The sequence below is a fragment of the Actinomycetospora flava genome, from assembly GCF_037400335.1.
Taxonomy (GTDB): Bacteria; Actinomycetota; Actinomycetes; order Mycobacteriales; family Pseudonocardiaceae; genus Actinomycetospora; species Actinomycetospora flava.
The window spans coordinates 151,703-169,157 of sequence record NZ_JBBEGM010000013.1 but is presented as its reverse complement, the minus strand read 5'-3'; the positions used below and the strand labels follow the sequence as shown (position 1 = coordinate 169,157).

Genomic DNA, 17,455 nt, shown 5'->3' with positions numbered 1-17,455 from the left:
GGTGCCGGGACCGCGGCACCGCCGCCGTTCGCGCCGTGATCCCCGAGCGGTCCCGTGCCGTCGGGCCTTTCGTCGCCGTGGTCATGTTCCTCGCCGCGCTGGTCCTCTTCGTCTTCGTGCTCGTCCCGCGGGTGGTCAGCGCCGACCCGCCCCCCGTGTCGCCGTCGCCGTCGCCACCGCCGGACGACTGCGCGGCGCGCGCGTCGTCGGTTCTCCCCGCCCGTCTCATGGTCGACGCCGCGCAGCGGGTCTCGACCGGGCGGATCGACGCCGTGACGGGGATCGCCGTGCTCGACCGCTGTGACGGCGAGATCGCGCTCGGGGACCGGGGCGTCGCGGTGATGCGGTCGGCGTCGCTGGCCAAGCTGGTGACGGCGGTCGACGTCCTCACGCGCCGCGACCACGACGAGATCGAGCTGACCGCCGCCGACGTCGAGCTGCTGCGTCGCGCCCTCGGACCGAGCGACGACGACGCTATGAACGACCTATGGACCCGCTTCGACGGACCCGGGGGAGTCGTGAGGGTGGCGCGACTCGTGGGGCTCCGGGAGACCGTGCCGCCCGCCGACGAGTCACGGTGGGGCGACACCGGGACCTCCGCCCGCGACGTGGCGGCGCTCTACGGCTACATCCTCGACCGGCTCGAGCCGGCCGACCGGGATCTGGTCCTCGGCGACCTGGCGGCCGCCCCCCGCATCGCCGCCGACGGCTTCGACCAGGGCTTCGGGCTCCTCGAGCCCGCGCGCCGCGGCAGCGCCCAGGCGAAGCAGGGGTGGGCCTGCCGCCGGGGTGGCGCCCTCGACCTGCACTCCGCGGGGCTCCTCGAGGCCGGCGGGCGCTACGTGCTCGCCGTCCTCTCCACCCAACCCCCCGACGAGCGCTCCGCCCGGGCGTCGCTCGACGCCGCCGCCGCGGCGGCCCGTGACGTGGGGACCGGCCCCGCCCCGGCGGACACGCGTACCAGGAACCGCGACGAGCTCGTCGGCTCCTGGGCCGGGCCCGGCCCCGCCACCTGACGCCGCCGTCCGCGTTCCGCTCCCCCCACGGAACGCGGCGGCGGGGCGGGTGGCGGGGTCCGGGTGCAAAGGATCGGCCTGTCCGCACGAGCTGACCGAGGAGCGTCCCGTGACCGTCCCGATGCCGTGGCGATGGACCATGGCCCGCACCGCGCGGTTGCTCGCCCTCGCCCTCGCCTCGGTCCTCGCGGTCGGGGCGTGCTCGTCGGCGCCCTCGTCCTCGGGGCCGGGGCCGGGATCGAGCGCGCCCGCCGCTACTGCCCCCGCGCCCGGTGCGGCTGCCGTGAACGGCGACGGGTCGGTGGACGGGGAGGAGGCCGCCAACGCCACCTCCGTCGCGGACTGCGGCACGCCGCCGGCCGCGTCGACGACCCCGGGTGCTGCCGCCGCCGTGCTCGAGGCGACGCAGAGCTTCCTCGCTCTCCTCGACGCGTCGCAGCGCGCCGCCGTCTCCGGCGAGCGGACCCCGCAAAATCTCGGGCAGTGGTCCAACCTGCCCGACGACCTGTTCGATCGTCAGGGGCTGCGGGTCGACGCCCTCGACGCCGGGCAGCAGGCCGCGGCCTTCGGTGTCCTGCGCGCCGCGCTGAGTCCCGAGGGCTACGAGCAGGTCCGCCAGATCACGACCGGTGACGGGGTGCTCGCGTCGACGACCGGGTCGGACCAGGGCTTCGGGGCCACCCACTACTGGTTCCGGATCCTCGGCACGCCGGGGCCGTCGGGGCCGTGGACCGTCCAGTACGGCGGCCACCACCTGGCCCTGAACATCACCGTCGACGGCGGGGCCATGACCCTCGCCCCGACGTTCTGGGGTGCTCAGCCGTCGTCGTACACCGCGGCGGGGACGAGCGCCGAGCCCCTGTGCGGCGAGACGACCCGGGCGTTCGCCATGATGGGAGCCCTCGACGCGACCCAGCAACAACAGGCCCTCCTCGACACCCCCGTCACCGATCTCGTCCTCGGCGCCGGCCGCGACGGCCGCACCCTCGCCCCCGAGGGCGTCAGCGCCGCCACCTTCACCCCGGAGCAGCAGCGCCTGCTCCTCGACCTGGTCGGTGAGTGGATCCGGCCCCTCCACGGCGAGCAGGCGGCTCCGAAGCTCGCCGCGGTGGAGCAGAACCTGGCGAGCACGACGTTCGCCTGGTCCGGCGCCACGACGATCGGCGAGCCCGTCTACTACCGGGTGCAGGGCCCGACGTTCGTGATCGAGTTCGCCCACCAGCAGGGCGGCGGCTTCGCGTCGGGCGGCATCACCCACATCCACGCGGTCTACCGCGAGCCCGGGAGCGACTACGTCGCACGACCCGGCCGATGAGGGCGCTCCTGGTGCTCGTCGGGTCGCTGCTCGGCGCGGTCCTCCTCGCGGCGCCGGCGGCCGCGCATCCGCTGGACGAGACCGTGCAGCAGCTCTTCGTCACCCCGGCCCGGTCCGGGCTGACCGTGCAGCTCGACATCTCGCCGAACGTCCTCGTCGCCCCGGCCTTCGTGTCCGCCGTCGACGTCGACGGCGACGGCGTGCTCTCGCCGTCCGAGACGGGCGCGCACGCCGAGCTCGTGCGGCACCACCTCGTCGTCGAGGCGGACGGGGTCCGCCTCCCGCTGCGCCTCACCGACCAGCGCTACCCGCCGGCGCCCCTGCTCGCCGCCGGGGGCGGCACCATCACGCTCACCTGGGCCGCGGACCTCCCCGGTGGCGCGCGGCGCTTGGCGGTGCACGACGCCTACGACCCGGCCCCGACCGTCGTCCAGGCCGGCGTCCTCGTGCCGTCCGACCCGGTCCCGGTCGGCGACATCGCCCACGCCGACGGCGGGCGCACCCTGACCGCCCGGCTGAACGACGCCGCGACCGCGGCGCCGGCTCCCGCGGCGCCGGCCGGGTCGTCGGGGAACCCGATGCTCGAGGCGCTGCGCCGGCCGCTCGCCGGCCCGTGGGCGCTGGTCGCGCTCCTGGCGGTCTGCACGCTGCTCGGCGCGCTGCACGCCCTGGGCCCCGGACACGGCAAGGCGCTGCTCGCGGCGCACCTCGTGGGGACGGGCGCCACGCCGTGGCGGGCGGTGCACCTCGGGGCGGTCCTCACCGTCACGCACACGGCGACGGTGCTCGCGCTCGGGCTGGTGCTGCTGGCGGCGGCGCCGTGGGTGATCCCGGACGCCGTCACCCCGGTCCTCGCGACGGTCGCAGGCGTCGTCGTCCTCGTCGTCGGACTCCGCCGGCTCGTGCGACGACGACCGCCGACGGGACACGGACATGGGCACCGGCACGGACATCGGCGGCCGCGCGGGTCGCTCGCCCTGGGCGTCGCCGCCGGGCTGATCCCGTGCCCCGAGGCGCTCGGGGTCCTGCTGCTCGCCGTCGGCGTCGGGCGGACGGCTCTCGGGCTCGGGATGCTCGTGGCCTTCAGCGCCGGCCTCGCCGCGGTGCTCGTCGGGCTGGGCCTGGTCCTGGTCGTCGCCGGGACGCGCCTCGCCCGCGGGACCGGCTCGCGTCTCCGTCGCGCGGCGGTGTGCCTTCCCCTCGCGTCCGCGGTCGTCGTGGCCGTGGTCGGTGCCGGCATGGTCGTCTCCGGCCTCTCCACGCTCGTCCGCTGGTGATCGGTCACCACGGCGCGCATGCGTCCGGCGCATGGGTCCGACCCACGATCTGCGTTGGTCCCGACCAGCGGCCGCGTGAACCGTTGACCCATGCCTCACAGCACGGAGATCAGCGGGCGGGTCGCGCCGCCCGCGACCACGACGGCGTCCACCGGTCCCTCCGCCGACCCGGGCGCGGCGGTCGACGCGCGACGCCGGTGGGTGGTCCTGGCGATCTGCTGTCTGAGCCTGTTCGTGGTCGCGATGGACACGACGATCGTCAATCTGGCGTTGCCCTCGATCGCCCGCACCTTCTCGACGGGCGTCTCGGAGCTGCAGTGGGTCGTCGACGCCTACGCGCTCGTGCTGGCCGGCCTGCTGATGCTCTCCGGCTCGATCGCCGACCGTGTGGGTCGGCGGCGCGTCTTCCAGGTGGGACTGGCGCTGTTCACGCTCGGGTCGCTGCTGTGCAGCCTCGCGCCGGGCGTCGGATGGCTCGTCGCGTTCCGGATGGTGCAGGCCGTCGGCGGCTCGATGCTCAACCCGGTCGCCATGTCGATCATCGCGAACACCTTCGTCGACCCCCGGGAACGGGCGCGCGCGATCGGGGCCTGGGGTGCGGTGGTCGGGCTGGCGATGGCCCTCGGCCCGGTGATCGGGGGAGCGCTGGTGGACGCCGTGGGGTGGCCATCGATCTTCTGGATCAACGTCCCGGTCGGCGTCGCGGCGATCGTGCTGACCGCGCTGGCCGTGCCCGAGTCCCGGGCGCCCCGTGCCCGCCGGCTCGACCCGGTCGGCCAGGTGCTGGTCATCGTGCTGCTGGCGAGTCTGTGCTACGCGGTCATCGAGGCGCCGCGCCACGGCTGGTCCTCTGCTCTGATCCTCGGCCTCTTCGGCGTCGCCGTGCTGAGCGCCGTCGGTTTCGTCGTCTACGAACGACGCCGCCGCGAGCCGCTCCTGGATCCCCGGTTCTTCCGCAGCGCGCCGTTCTCCGGGGCGACCGTGGTCGCGGTCTGCGGGTTCGCGGGTCTCGGCGGCTTCCTGTTCCTCAACGCGCTCTACCTCCAGGACGTGCGCGGTCTCAGCCCGCTGAACGCCGGTCTGGTCACCCTTCCCGGGGCGCTCGCCATCTTCGCGATGGCGCCGTTGTCCGGGTGGCTGGTGGCGACTCGGGGTCCGCGCATCTCGCTGGTGGCGTCGGGCGTCGGCCTGGGGCTGAGCGGACTGATGCTCACCGGCCTGCGCGCCGACAGCGACATGGGATGGCTGGTGCTGGCGTACGTGGTCTTCGGCCTCGGCTTCGGGATGATCAATCCGGCGATCTCGGACACCGCGGTGGCGGGGATGCCCCGGTCCCAGGCCGGTGTGGCCTCGGGGGTGGCGGCGGCGAGCCGGCAGGTCGGGGCGTCCCTGGGCGTCGCCGTGTTCGGCACGGCCGTCGCGGGACACGTCTCCGCGAACGTCGTGACCGACCTTCCCGCCGCGAGCCACCTCGCCTGGTGGATCCTCGCCGGCTGCGGCGCTGTCGTCGCCGTCGTCGGTTTCCTCACCTCGAGCAGCTGGGCGCAACGCACCGCCCGACGGACGTCGCGCCTGCTGGAGGAGCCGGAGCTCGCGCTGTCCGGAAGCCGGCCATGACCGTGCTCCGTCCCGCCACCAGCATGCGTCGCGCGCATGGGAGAGACCCGCAGGTTGCGTTGTCGGAGCCGAGATCGCCGATGGAGCGTGGGGGCATGACGCGGTACGAGGGCATCAACCGCCGGGAACTGTTCGGGCTCGCGGGCGCAGCGACCGCGGTCGCGGCGGTGTCGCTCAACAGCGACGCCACGGCGGCCGTCGCGGTCGCGGACACGGTGCAACAGGCCTTCATCGACCAGGGCGGCTCGTGCCTGTCCTGCGGCGGGGCGCGGCGAGGTCGGACCCGCGTCAATATTGACTAGTTAGTTAATATTGTGCGAGGGTCCTGCCCGTGAGAGCGGTGAGGGTCGACGGGTTCGACGGGCCCGCGGGCGTGGTGTGCGCGGAGGTCGCGGCACCCGAGGCCGGGGCCGACGAGGTGCTGATCGAGGTGCGGGCGGCGGGGGTTGCGTACCCGGACGTCCTGCACACCCGCGGCGCCTACCAGGAGCGACACGACCCGCCCTTCGTCCTCGGCGGCGAGTGTGCGGGGGTCGTGCTCGCGGCACCGGCGTCCTCGTCGCACCGTCCCGGCGACCGGGTCGCGGCGGTGCTCCCGATCGGCGCCTTCGCCGAGGTCGTCGCGGCGCCCGAGCACCTGGTGCTCCCGCTGCCCGACTCGCTCTCGTTCGACGAGGGCGCGTGCCTGCCGATCAACTACCTGACCGTGCACTTCGCGCTGGGGGAGCGGGGCGGGCTGCGTCCCGGCGAGACGGTGCTCGTGCAGGGTGCCGCGGGCGGGATCGGCACCGCGACGATCCAGCTCGCCGCGGCCCTCGGCGCGCGCGTGCTCGCCGTGACGTCCACGCCGGAGAAGGCGGCGTTCGCCCGGAAGGCGGGGGCGCACGAGGTCGTCGACGCCGCCGCGTTCCGCGCGGAGGTCGCCGAGCTCACCGGCGGTCGCGGGGTCGACGTCGTAGTCGACCCGGTGGGCGGCGACCGGTTCACCGACTCGCTGCGCTGCCTGCGCTCCCGGGGCGGGCGCCTGCTGGTCGTCGGGTTCACCGCGGGGGCGATCCCCACGGTCACGGTGAACCGGCTCCTGCTGTCCAACACCGACGTGCGCGGGGTCGGGTGGGGCATGCCAGCGTTCGCCGAGCCGGGGTTCGTCGCCGCGCAGTGGCGGGAGCTGACGCCGCACCTACGCGCGGGCGCCCTGTCCCCGCCGGTGTCGGCCGTCTACCCGTTCGCCCGGGCCGCGGACGCGCTCGCCGCCGTCGACGGGCGGCGGGTGCTCGGCAAGGTCGTGCTGCACCCCGGATCCTGAAGGAGGAGCGATGCGCTGGGGCGTCTCGGTCGCGTACTGGCCGTGGTTCTCGTGGGACGAGCAGGTCGCGCTCGCCCGCCGCGCCGATGCGCTCGGCGCGGACTCCGTCTGGGTCGCCGAGGGCTACGGCCAGGAGGCGGTGGCGCTGCTCGGCGCGCTGTCGGCCCTGACCGAGCGGGTCCGTCTGGGCTCGGGGATCCTGCAGATCCCGGCGCGGACCCCGTCGGCGGCCGCGACGGCCGCCGCGACCCTGGACCGCATCTCCGGCGGGCGCCTGCTGCTGGGCCTCGGGCTCTCGGGGCCGCAGGTGTCGGAGGGCTGGTACGGCGTCCCCTTCACCGCGCCGCTGCGCCGCACGCGGGAGTACGTCGAGATCGTGCGCGCGGCGCTGTCGGGGGAGCGGCTGACCCACGCGGGGCGGGAGTGGACGATCCCGACCCCCCACGGGCGCGGCCTCGGCAAGCCGCTGAAGATGCTCGGTCCCGGTGCCGTGCAGGAGCGTGTGCCGGTCTACCTCGGGGTCGGCGGGCCGCGCACGGTCGCGCAGTGCGGGGAGATCGCCGACGGCTGGATGCCCTTCCTGTTCAGCCCCGAGCACGCCGACGAGCTCACGGCCCCGCTGCTCGAGGGCATCGCGACCGCCGGCCGGCAGCGCGCGGACCTGACGGTGGCGCCGATGGTCCCCGTGGCGGTCGAGGACGACCTCGACGCCGCCCGCGACGCGCTGCGCCCGATCGTCGCGTTCTACCTCGGCGCCATGGGGGCGAAGGACGCGAACTTCTACGTCGACCTCGCCGTGCGCTACGGGCACGGCGCGAGCGCGCTGGCGTGCCAGGAGCGCTTCCTCGCCGGCGACCGCACCGGCGCCGCGGCGGCGCTGACCCCGCAACTGATCGACACCGTGACCGTCGCGGCGACCCCTTCGACGCTGGAGAAGCGGCTCGGCGCGTTCGCCGACGCCGGCGTCGACACCCTCGTCGCCACCCCGTTCGGGGACCGACCCGCGGTCCTCGACGCCCTGGCAGGAGCCTTCGCATGAGAGACGTCGTGATCGCCGGGGTGGGCAGCACCCGCTTCGGTCGGCACCTGGACCGGACGTTCGGCTCGCTGGTCGGCGAGGCCGTGTCGACCGCGCTCGGCGACGCGGGCGCCTCGCCCGCGGACGCCGGGCTGGTCGTCTACGGCAACAGCGGCGCCGGGGTCGTGTACGGCCAGGAGTCCGTCCGCGGGCAGCACGCCGTGCGCGGCACCGGGCTGGACGGCGTTCCGCTGGTCAACGTCGAGAACGCGTGCGCCACCGGGTCGACGGCGGTGAACCAGGCGTGGCTCGCCGTCGCCGCCGGGCAGGTCGACGTCGCGGTGGCGATCGGCGCCGAGAAGCTCAACCACACCGACCGGTCGCGGGCGTTCGCCGTCATGACCGCGGCGCTCGACCAGGACCGCCTCGACGAGATCCGCGACGACCTCGGCACGTCGGGCAGCGGCTCGGTGTTCATGGACCTCTACGCCCGCTGGACCCGCTGGTACGCCGAGCGCACGGACGCCACGGCCGAGGACTTCGCCCGGGTCGCGGTGAAGAACCACGCGCACGGCGCCCTGAACCCGGACGCCCAGTACGGCGCCACGCTCACGGTGGACGAGGTACTGGCCGCCCGCCGGATCAGCGGGGACCTGACGCTCCCGATGTGCGCGCCGATGTCGGACGGCGCCGCCGCGGCCGTGATCACCACGCCGGAGATCGCCCGCCAGTGGGGCGCGGCGCCGGTGCGGCTGCTCGCCACGGTCGTCGGGGCCGGCCGGGCCGGCAGCTACGGCGAGGTGGTGCCCGAGACCGCGCGCCGCGCCTACGCCATGGGGGGCGTCGGGCCCGGTGACGTCGACGTCCTCGAGTGCCACGACGCCGCCTCGCCCGCGGAGCTGATCGTGCTGGAGGAGCTGGGGCTGGCCCCGGCCGGCGGAGCGGTCGGGCTGCTGCGCGACGGCACGACGACGCTGGGCGGGCGGCTGCCGGTCAACCCGAGCGGCGGGCTCGGCAGCAAGGGTCACCCGATCGGCGCCACGGGGCTCGGCCAGCTCGTCGAGCTGGCCGACCAGCTGCGCGGGCGCTGCGGGGAGCGTCAGGTCGAGGGCGCCCGCATCGGGATGGCGGAGAACGCCGGCGGCTACGTCGGCCCGGACGCCGCGGCCGCCTCCGTGACGATCCTGGGTGCGGCGTGACCACCCTGCGGGTCGAGCGTGACGGGCCGGTCGCGCGGCTCGTGCTCGCGCGCCCGGAGCGCCACAACGCGCAGACCCCGCGCCTGTGGGCCGAGCTCCGGGCGGCCGGGGCCGAGCTCGTCGCCGACGAGGGCGTGCGCGCCGTGGTCGTGGCGGGGGAGGGGCCGTCGTTCAGCTCCGGGCTCGACCTCGCCGAGCGGGAGCCGGGCGGCTTCCTGCACCGGATCGCGCACGCCGACGAGGCCACCGCGCTGGCCGCGATCGCCCAGGCGCAGGACGCGTTCACGTGGATCGGCGCGGCACCGTTCCCCGTCGTCGCCGCCGTCCGTGGCTACGCGATCGGCGCCGGCATCCAGCTCGCGCTCGCCTGCGACGTCCGCATCGTCGCCCCGGACGCCGTGCTCGCCGTCGCGGAGGTGGGGCTCGGCGCGGTCCCGGACCTCGGCGCGACGACCGCGCTGCCGTCGCTCGTCGGCCTCGAACGGGCCCTCGACCTCGTGCTCACGGCGCGCCGCTTCGACGGCACCGAGGCCGTCGCGATGGGGCTCGCCCTGCGGACGGCCACGGACGTCGACGCGGAGGCCCTGGCCTACGCGCACGCCCTCGCCGCGGCGCCGCGCGCCGCCCTCGCCCCGACGAAGGCGGCCACCCGGGCGTCCGACCCGGCCACCTCCCTGGCGATCGCGGCGCGAGGTCAGGTGGCGTGCGCGCGGGGCGTGCTCACGTCGTGACCTCGCTCGGCAGCAGCGCGCCGAGCAGGACCTCGATCTGCCGCGAGAGCTCGTCGGGCCCGACCTGCCCGTCCGGGTCGTACCACCGGAACAGGGTGGACAGCATCGACAGCACGAGGTTGGCCGCGACCGTCGGGTCGAGCGGCGAGCCGGGCGGCAGGCACTCCTCCAGCAGGACGCGGAAGTCCTGGGTGCGGGCGTGCGCCCACGCGCGGAACGCGGCCCGTCCGGCGTCGGAGAGCTCGACCTCCTCGGAGAAGACGATCGCGTAGAACGTGCGGTTCTCCGTGGCCGACTCGATGTGCGTCTTGATCATCTGCCGGAGGCGGGCCGTCGGCGGCTCGCCGCTGTCCATGACCTCCTCGAGCTGGCGCCCCATGTCGCCGGTGACCTCGTCGACCATGAGGTCGAGCAGGTGCTGCTTGCTGCGGGTGTACTTGTAGACGGTCGGCCGGGAGATGCCCGCCGCCTCGGCGATGTCGTCGATCGTCGCGTTGCGGTAGCCCTTGCGACGGAAGGTCTCGGCCGCCGCGGCGACCAGCGCGGTGGTGTCGGTCGCCCGTCCTCGTGCCATGGCGCAATACTGCCCGGTCAGTATCGGGCGGGCAGGCCGGCCAGCACCGCGGCGAGCGTGTCGGCGTCGACGCCGGCCTCGCCGAGGACCTCGGCGGTGTGCTCCCCGAGCCCCGGCACGCCGCGCCGCGGCCCGGGCCGCTCGCCGTCGACCACCAGCGGCTGGCTCAGGAACCTCTGGCCGCCGACGGGTGCGAGCAGACCGCGGGCGTCGATCTGCGGGTCGGCGAGCACCTCGTCCGGCCCGCGCACGACGGCGGTGCACGGCACGCCGTCGAGGACCGTCCGCCAGTGGGCGAGGTCGTGCTCGGCGAAGCGCCCGGCCAGCCGCCCGCGCAGCTCCTCGCGCCGGGCGACGCGGTCGGCGCCCGGGACGTCGGCGAGGTCGGGGAGGCCGGCGGCCGTGCACAGGTCGCGCCAGAAACGGTCCTCGAAGGCGATCGACAGCGACACCCAGCCCCCGTCCGCCGTGGCGAAGAGCCCGTAGCCGGGGTCGTCGCCGAGCCGGTCGGGCGCCATCCCGTTCGCGGCGGGCACGAGGCGGGTCATCGCGAGGGCCATGACCGCGTCGAGCATCGCGACGTCGTAGTGCCCGCCCTGCCCACCCGTGGCGCGCCCCGCCAGTCCGGTCAGCGCCGCGACCGTCGCGAACAGCCCGGCGGCGAGGTCGGCCAGCGCAAGCCCGGGCATCGCCGGCGAGGCCGGGTCCAATAGCCCGGCGAGCGCCTGGAACGTCAGGTCGTGCGCCGGCTGGTCGCGGCGCGGCCCCGTCCGGCCGAAGCCGGAGACCGACACGACGACGAGCCCGGGGTTGGTCCCGGTGAGCTCGGCCGGGTCGAGACCGAGCCGCGCGAGGACCCCCGGCCGGAACCCCTCCAGCAGCACGTCGGCCCGGTCGACCAGCGCCCGGCACGCGGAGCGCCCGGCGTCGGACTTGAGGTCGAGGGCGACCGAGCGCTTGCCCCGGGCCAGGGCCGCGAAGTGCCCGGGGAACGCCCGCGCCGGGTCGCCGCCCTCCGGGCGCTCGACCTGGACGACGTCGGCACCGAGATCGGACAGCAGCAGGGTCGCGAAGGGGCCCGGGTACTGCTCGGCGAGGCTGACCACCTGGCAGCCGTGGAGCGGCGTCACGGCGTGATCGCGTATCCGCCGTTGACCGGGTACGTCTGCCCGGTGACCCAGGACGCGGCGTCCGAGGCGAGGAACAGGACGGCGTTCGCGGCGTCCGAGGGCTGCCCGAAGCGGCGCACGACGTACCCGCGCAGCATCTTCTTCGCGACTTCGGGGTCCGCGATCGCGGGCGCGATGGTGGGCGTCTCGATCGTGGACAGGGCCACGCAGTTGACCGTGATGCCGTGGCGTCCGACGGCCTTCGCCAGGCCGCGGCAGAAGCCCGCCGCGCCGGCCTTCGCGCCGCCGTAGACGGCGAGGTTCGCCTCGCCGGTCCGGCCGGCGTCCGAGATCACCGTGACGATCCGCCCGTAGCCGCGCTCGACCATCCCGGGCAGGACCGCGCGGGAGGCGTTGAGCACGCCGTAGAAGTTGGTGGCGATCCACGGCTGCCAGTCCTCGGGTCCGGTCTCCCAGAACGGCGGGGTGTGCGACAGCGGGTCCTCGGCGGGCCCGGCGTTGCCGGCGTTGTTGACCAGCACGTCCACGGGGCCCAGCGCCCGCCCGGCCTCCGCCACCATCGCGGTGACGCCGTCGAGGTCGGTGACGTCCCCCGGCAGCCCGACGGCCTTCGCCCCGGCCTCCGCGAGCTCGGCGGCGACGGCCTCGGCGCGGTCGGCGTGGAAGTCGTTGACGGCGACGGCGGCGCCGTGGGCGGCGCAGTGCAGCGCGACCTGCCGGCCGACGCCCTGCCCGGCGCCGGTGACGAGCACGGTGCGGCCGGTCATGTCGAGGACGTTCATCGGGAGCTCCCGGGGAAGACGGGCGTGCGCTTCTCGGCGAACGCGGCGATGCCCTCGCGCCAGTCGGCGGAGCGCTCGTGCAGGGCGGCGACCTCCAGCTCGCGCGTCAGCGCGACCGCCTGCGGGGTGTCGACGGCGGCGTTCGCGAGGTGCTTCATCGCCGCCAGCCCGAGGGGGCTGCGGGCGGCGACCACCGCCACGAGCTCGTCGACCGCGCCGACCAGGTCGTCGTCGTCGACCACGTCGACGAGCAGGTCGGTGCCGCGGAAGCGCTCGGCGGGGAACAGCGTGCCGGTGAACATGAGGTGCTTGGCGGTGGCGAGCCCGAGCCGGCGGACGAGCCGGGCCGACGCGCCGCCGCCGGGCACCTGCCCGTAGACCGCGTGCCCGTCGCCCAGCCGCGCGGACCGGGCGGCGATCGCGACGTCGCACACCAGCACCAGCTCCAGGCCGCCCCCGACGGCGAGCCCGTTGACCGCGGCGATCACCGGCCGCGGGAATGCCTCGAGACGGTCGAGCACCGTGCGCACGCGGTGCAGGAAAGCGTTCGTCGCGCTCGCCGCGCCGGGGGGCGGGTCGGCGTCGGCCAGCGCCCGGGCGTAGGCGAGGTCGGCGCCGGCGCAGAACGCGCGTCCGGCGGCGGCGACGACGACGGCCCGGACATCGGGGTCGGCCTCGGCCGCGTCGAGGCCCGCGCTGAGGCCGTCGAGGACGTCCTGGTCGAGCCCGTTGAGCACGTCGGGGCGGTTCAGGGTGAGCCAGAGCGCGGCGCCGCGGCGCTCCCGCAGCACGGCTTCGGACGAGGACATGGCGAGGAGGCTTGCAGAATACTAACTGATAAGTCAAGATTGCCCGCGTTCCCGCCCCGACACGAGGGGAGAGCGACGTGGCTCCCGTGGCACCACCGATGACGACCCCGCCCTGGGCGGTCGGCCCCTCCTACGGCGACGTCGTCGTCGAGGCCCTCACCCGCTATCCGCGCCGCGACGCGTTCGTGCTCGGCGACCGCCGCGCGACCTACGCCGAGATCGCCGACCGCGTCGCGCGCACCCAGTCGGTGCTCGAGGGGCTCGGTGTGCGCGAGGGCAGCGCGGTGGGGGTGCTCAGCCCGAACGCGCCCGAGGTGTTCGTCGTTCAGACGGCGACGGTGCTGAACGGGGCCCGCTACACCGGGCTGCACCCGCTGTCGTCGCTCGAGGACCACATCTTCCTGTGCGACGACGCCGGGATCGAGGTCCTGGTCGCGCACCCCGCCTACGCGGAGCGGGCGGCCGCCGTCGCGGAGCGCGCCGCCTCCGTGCGGCACCTCGTGTCCCTCGGTCCGTCGGAGGCCGGTCCCGACCTGCTCGAGCTCGGCGCGCAGGCGCCCGCGCGGGCCCTGCGCGCCCCGGACCTCGGCGAGGAGACCACGGCGTGGCTGCAGTACACCGGGGGCACGACCGGCACGCCGAAGGGCGCCGTCATCCCGCACCGCGCCCTGGTGCAGCTGGCGCAGTCGGTGACGAACTCGTGGGGACTGCCGGAGCGCCCCGTCTACCTGGCCGCCTCGCCGATCACCCACGCGGCGGTGCTCCCGGTGACCGCGACGCTGGTCCGCGGGGGCACGGTCGTGCTGCAGCAGGGGTTCGACCCCGACGCCTGGCTCACCGCGGTGGAGACCGAGCGCGTGAACTTCACGTTCATGGTCCCGACGATGATCTACGCGCTGCTGGAGAAGGCGGACCCGGCGTCGCGCGACCTCTCGTCGATGGAGACGCTCTGCTACGGCGCCGCCCCGATGACGCCGCAGCGCCTCGCGGAGGCGCAGGAGGCGTTCGGGCCGGTCATGCTGCAGGGTTACGGGCAGAGCGAGTCCATCGGCATGGCCACCAGCCTGCGCAAGGACGAGCACGACCCGGTCGGCCGGCCCGACCTGCTGACGTCGTGCGGGCGTCCGGTGGCCGGCGTGCGCATCGAGCTCCACGACGACGACGGGATGCCGGTCGCCGACGGTGAGGTGGGCGAGGTCTGCATCCGCTCGCGCGCGGTCATGAACGGCTACTGGCAGCGCGAGGAGGAGTCCGCGCAGGCGCTGCGGGGCGGCTGGCTGCGGACCACCGACCTCGCGGTGCGCGACGCCGAGGGCTTCCTGCACCTCGTCGACCGCAAGAAGGACATGATCATCACCGGTGGCTTCAACGTGTACCCGCGCGAGATCGAGGACGTGCTGACGGGGCACGAGTCGGTGTCGCAGGCCGCCGTGGTCGGCGTGCCGGACGACCGCTGGGGCGAGGCGGTCGCCGCGTTCGTCGTGGCCCGGCCGGGTGCCGAGGTCGACGTCACCGCGCTCACCGCGCTCGTCCGCGAGCGCAAGGGTCCCCACCAGGCGCCCAAGCAGGTCCGGATCGTGCCCGAGCTCCCGACCACGGGCGTGGGCAAGATCGACAAGAAGGCCCTGCGCGCCGTGCACTGGGCCGGCCAGACCAGGAACGTGCACTGATGGCGGCGCCCTTCGTCCTCGACGCGGACCACCGCACGTTCCGGCGCACCGTCCGCGACCTCGCCCGCACCGAGTTCCTCCCCGGCTACCTCCGGCGGGCCGGCGGCGAGGAGTTCCCGCACCAGGAGGTCAAGCGCCTCGCCGCGGCCGGGCTGCTCGACCTCGTCCTGGACGTCGAGCACGGCGGGCAGGGCGCCGACCTGATCGCCCTCGGCCTCGCGTGCGAGGAGGTCGGGTACGCCGACCCCAACCTCGGCTACGTGCTGTTCGCGACCAACCTCGTCGTGCCCCTCCTGGCGGCACACCCCGAGCCGGCGGTCCGTGACTGGGCCGCCCGCATCGCCACCGGCGACGCCCTCGCCTGCTACGCGGTCACCGAACCCGTTGGCGGCTCGGACGCCGCGGCGCTCCGGACGCGCGCCGACCGGGTCGACGGCGGCTGGCGGCTGACCGGGGAGAAGACGTCGGTGACGCAGGCTCCCCACGCCGACGTGGCGATCGTGCTCGCGCAGACCGAGCCGGGCAGCCGGGCGCGGGGCATCGGGTGCTTCCTCGTCGAGACCGCCGAGGAGACCGTCTCGTCGCAGCGCTTCGCCGACCCGGGCTTCAAGCCGCTCGGCCGCGGCTCGGTGACGATGGACGGCACGTTCGTGCCCGACGAGCGCGTGCTGGCCGCGCCGGGCGACGGTCTCCAGCGGATCCTGGCCGAGTTCGACCTCTCCCGGACGGTCATCGCGCTGACCTGCGTCGGCGCCGCCCAGCGGGCGCTCGACCTGGCGGCGTCGTGGGCGACGGAGCGGGAGGCGTTCGGCCGCCCGATCGCGGTGAACCAGGGGGTGTCGTTCCCGATCGCGGAGCACACCACCTATCTGGAGGCCGTGCGGGCGCTGGCCTACAGCACCCTCGGCCTGCGCATGGCCGGCGAGCCCCACACCACCCAGGCCGCCATGCTCAAGTGGTGGGCGCCGCGGGTGGCGTTCGCCGCGATCCAGGAGGCCGTCGTGCTCCACGGGCACGTCGGCTGGTCCGAGGAGATGCCGTTGCAGGCGCTCCTGCGCGACGTCTCCGGCTACCAGATCGGCGACGGCACCCCGCAGATCCAGAAGCTCGTCATCGCGCGCGACGTCCTCGGCCGGTCGGCCCTGGAGTCGTGAGGCGGGCGGGGGAGGGCACCGGAGCGGCGGCTCGAGGTTGTCGGACGCGGGATCCTTGCCGTGCACGGAACCCGCCGTAGGCTCCCTCGCGAGGGGCCGGACCACCAGGTGGGGGACGACGTGGAGCGACTCGACCGCCGCGTCGACGCTGGATGACGACGCCCAACGGTGCCGCGGACGCCGGCTTCCGGTCGAGCGAGAGGGAGGCCCTCGCCCGGCTCGCGGTCGGGGTCGTCGCGCTCGTCGCGCTGATCCTGGGGATCGTCGGCTTCGCACGCTTCCTGCCCGCGCCCGGCGTCGAGGCCGGCGACGGGTGGACCGACATCCTCTACTACACCCTGCAACTGTTCCTGCTCGATTCGGCGCCGCTGCAGCAGGCATCGGACCTCCCGGTCGAGCTGGACATCGCGCGGTTCCTCGCGCCGTCGACCACGTTCCTCGCGGTGTGGTTGACGGCGAAGGCGGTCTACGACTCGACCTATTTCGCGGTCCGCGCACGGAGGCTCCACGACCACACGGTGGTGTGCGGGCGGGGCACGTCGGCCCTGCTCGTCGCCCGCAGCGTCGCCGAGGAGGGCCGCACCTGCGTGATGGTCGACGGCTCGCCCATCGGCAACGGGGCTCCCCGTCATGCGGATGTCGCCGACGCCAGGGTGCGGGTCCTCGGTGTCGGCGGTGATCCCCGGAACGCGCAGGTCCTGCGGGAAGCGCGGGTGCACCGCGCCCGGGAGATCGTCGTCGCCACCGGAGACAGCACCCTGAACGCCGACGTGACAGCGGGGCTGCGCAACGTCCTCGAGGGCGTGGCGGAACCTCCGCCGTGCTACCTGGAGATGACGTCACCCGCCCTGGGCGCCGCGCTCGCGGCGCACGAGCTCACCTCCGAGTCGGCCGTCCGCGTGGAGGTCTTCGTCCCCGCAGACCGGGCGGCACGCCGGCTCCTGGACCTCCATCTGCCCGTCGGGGACCACGCAGGCTCCGTGCTGGTCCTCGGGTCCGGGGTGCAGTTCGACGCGGTCGTCGGGGAGATGGACCGGCGCGCCGACCGCCGCTTCTCGTCGGCCCCGTTGTCGGTGGCCACGGCGTCCGACGCGCCAGGGGCCGACGTGCCGGACGATCTCGCGGTCGCGATCGTGTGCGTCGACGACGACCTCGTCGCCGTCCAGGCCGGGCTCCGGCTGATGAGGTCCCTGCGCGACTGCTCCGTCGACGTCGTCGTGGTGGTCGGCTCCAGCACGAGCCTCGGCGCGACGATCACCGGCGAGGACTTCGCGGTGTCCTCGATCGGCCGTGCCCGCTTCCACGTCTTCAACAGCACCGAGCACGTCTACGCGGTGACGTCGCTGCGCCAGGGTCTCTACCTCGACATCGCCCGCGCCGCGCACGACGGCTACGTCCGCGCGGCCCGCCGCCGGGGCGAGACCGTCGACGACAACCCGTCCACCGTCCCGTGGGGCGACCTGCCCGACGACCTCCGCCAGGCGAACCTGGCGCAGGCGTTCTCGATCAGCGACAAGCTCCGCGCCCTGGGCTGTGCGGTCGTGCCCCGCGACGCCGCGGACACCCCGTTCGAGTTCGACGCCGGCGAGGTCGAGGAGCTCGCGAAGGCCGAGCACGAGCGGTGGGCGAGGGAACGCCGGGGACGGGGGTGGCGCCACGGGGAGCGTGACGACGTGTCGCTCACCCACCCGGACCTCGTGACGTGGGACGAGCTCGACGAGACCGCGCGGCAGAAGGACCGCGATGTCGTGGCCGCGATCCCGGACCACCTCCGTCGGGCGGGGCTACAGATCATCAGGGGCGGCCCGGCGATCTCCTAGACGCGGAGAAGTGCGACCGCGTTCTGTCGCGAAGAGA

Annotated in this window: 16 protein-coding genes; 12 read left to right on the top strand and 4 right to left on the bottom strand. The window is 75.1% G+C overall.

Going from position 1 to position 17,455, the window contains the following annotated elements:
* The first annotated feature begins 35 nt into the window (after positions 1-35).
* The 9 genes from WCD58_RS26725 (at position 36) to WCD58_RS26685 (ending at position 9,479) form a co-directional block, all read left to right on the top strand.
* Positions 36-1,016, top strand: a complete 981-nt coding sequence (locus tag WCD58_RS26725; protein ID WP_337706146.1) for a hypothetical protein — start codon at positions 36-38, stop codon at positions 1,014-1,016.
* A gap of 109 nt (positions 1,017-1,125) precedes the next feature.
* Positions 1,126-2,331 (top strand): DUF3500 domain-containing protein, encoded by a 1,206-nt coding sequence (locus tag WCD58_RS26720; protein ID WP_337706145.1) that lies wholly within the window; start codon positions 1,126-1,128, stop codon positions 2,329-2,331.
* Positions 2,328-3,608, top strand: coding sequence for a hypothetical protein (locus WCD58_RS26715; RefSeq protein WP_337706144.1), 1,281 nt, complete (start codon positions 2,328-2,330; stop codon positions 3,606-3,608). Before WCD58_RS26720 ends, WCD58_RS26715 begins: the two co-directional genes overlap by 4 nt.
* A gap of 243 nt (positions 3,609-3,851) precedes the next feature.
* Positions 3,852-5,225, top strand: a complete 1,374-nt coding sequence (locus tag WCD58_RS26710) for a DHA2 family efflux MFS transporter permease subunit (RefSeq protein WP_373696292.1) — start codon at positions 3,852-3,854, stop codon at positions 5,223-5,225.
* 95 nt (positions 5,226-5,320) lie between these two features.
* A complete protein-coding gene (locus WCD58_RS26705; RefSeq protein WP_337706142.1) occupies positions 5,321-5,527 on the top strand; it encodes a hypothetical protein in 207 nt (68 codons plus the stop codon).
* A gap of 29 nt (positions 5,528-5,556) precedes the next feature.
* Positions 5,557-6,531 (top strand): NADPH:quinone oxidoreductase family protein, encoded by a 975-nt coding sequence (locus WCD58_RS26700; protein ID WP_337706141.1) that lies wholly within the window; start codon positions 5,557-5,559, stop codon positions 6,529-6,531.
* 10 nt (positions 6,532-6,541) lie between these two features.
* Positions 6,542-7,570, top strand: coding sequence for an LLM class flavin-dependent oxidoreductase (locus WCD58_RS26695; RefSeq protein ID WP_337706140.1), 1,029 nt, complete (start codon positions 6,542-6,544; stop codon positions 7,568-7,570).
* The gene (locus tag WCD58_RS26690; RefSeq protein ID WP_337706139.1) at positions 7,567-8,748 is read left to right on the top strand and encodes a thiolase family protein; all 1,182 of its coding nucleotides are present in this window, start codon (positions 7,567-7,569) and stop codon (positions 8,746-8,748) included. The genes WCD58_RS26695 and WCD58_RS26690 overlap by 4 nt, the downstream gene beginning before the upstream one ends.
* Entirely contained in the window at positions 8,745-9,479 is a 735-nt protein-coding gene (locus WCD58_RS26685) for an enoyl-CoA hydratase/isomerase family protein (protein ID WP_337706138.1), read from the top strand. The genes WCD58_RS26690 and WCD58_RS26685 overlap by 4 nt, the downstream gene beginning before the upstream one ends.
* Here WCD58_RS26685 and WCD58_RS26680 read toward each other — a convergent pair.
* Genes WCD58_RS26680 through WCD58_RS26665 form a run of 4 tightly spaced genes read right to left on the bottom strand, consistent with a single transcriptional unit; the run spans position 9,469 to position 12,774 of the window.
* Positions 9,469-10,053 (bottom strand): TetR/AcrR family transcriptional regulator, encoded by a 585-nt coding sequence (locus WCD58_RS26680; RefSeq protein WP_337706137.1) that lies wholly within the window; start codon positions 10,051-10,053, stop codon positions 9,469-9,471. The genes WCD58_RS26685 and WCD58_RS26680 overlap by 11 nt on opposite strands.
* A gap of 17 nt (positions 10,054-10,070) precedes the next feature.
* Positions 10,071-11,183 carry a CaiB/BaiF CoA transferase family protein gene (locus tag WCD58_RS26675; RefSeq protein ID WP_337706136.1) on the bottom strand — a complete coding sequence of 371 codons (1,113 nt, stop codon included), beginning with the start codon at positions 11,181-11,183 and terminating at the stop codon, positions 10,071-10,073.
* Positions 11,180-11,965, bottom strand: coding sequence for an SDR family NAD(P)-dependent oxidoreductase (locus tag WCD58_RS26670; protein ID WP_337706135.1), 786 nt, complete (start codon positions 11,963-11,965; stop codon positions 11,180-11,182). Before WCD58_RS26670 ends, WCD58_RS26675 begins: the two co-directional genes overlap by 4 nt.
* Complete coding sequence (locus tag WCD58_RS26665) at positions 11,962-12,774, bottom strand: enoyl-CoA hydratase/isomerase family protein (RefSeq protein WP_337706134.1); 813 nt, start codon at positions 12,772-12,774, stop codon at positions 11,962-11,964. The genes WCD58_RS26670 and WCD58_RS26665 overlap by 4 nt, the downstream gene beginning before the upstream one ends.
* A gap of 77 nt (positions 12,775-12,851) precedes the next feature.
* Here WCD58_RS26665 and WCD58_RS26660 point away from each other — a divergent pair, with 77 nt between their 5' ends.
* The 3 genes from WCD58_RS26660 to WCD58_RS26650 all read left to right on the top strand — a co-directional run bounded on the left by WCD58_RS26660 (position 12,852) and on the right by WCD58_RS26650 (position 17,418).
* Positions 12,852-14,444 (top strand): AMP-binding protein, encoded by a 1,593-nt coding sequence (locus WCD58_RS26660; RefSeq protein ID WP_337706133.1) that lies wholly within the window; start codon positions 12,852-12,854, stop codon positions 14,442-14,444.
* Positions 14,444-15,598, top strand: a complete 1,155-nt coding sequence (locus tag WCD58_RS26655; protein ID WP_337706132.1) for an acyl-CoA dehydrogenase family protein — start codon at positions 14,444-14,446, stop codon at positions 15,596-15,598. The genes WCD58_RS26660 and WCD58_RS26655 overlap by 1 nt, the downstream gene beginning before the upstream one ends.
* A 152-nt stretch (positions 15,599-15,750) precedes the next feature.
* Positions 15,751-17,418 (top strand): RyR domain-containing protein, encoded by a 1,668-nt coding sequence (locus WCD58_RS26650; protein ID WP_337706131.1) that lies wholly within the window; start codon positions 15,751-15,753, stop codon positions 17,416-17,418.
* Positions 17,419-17,455: the final 37 nt, after the last annotated feature.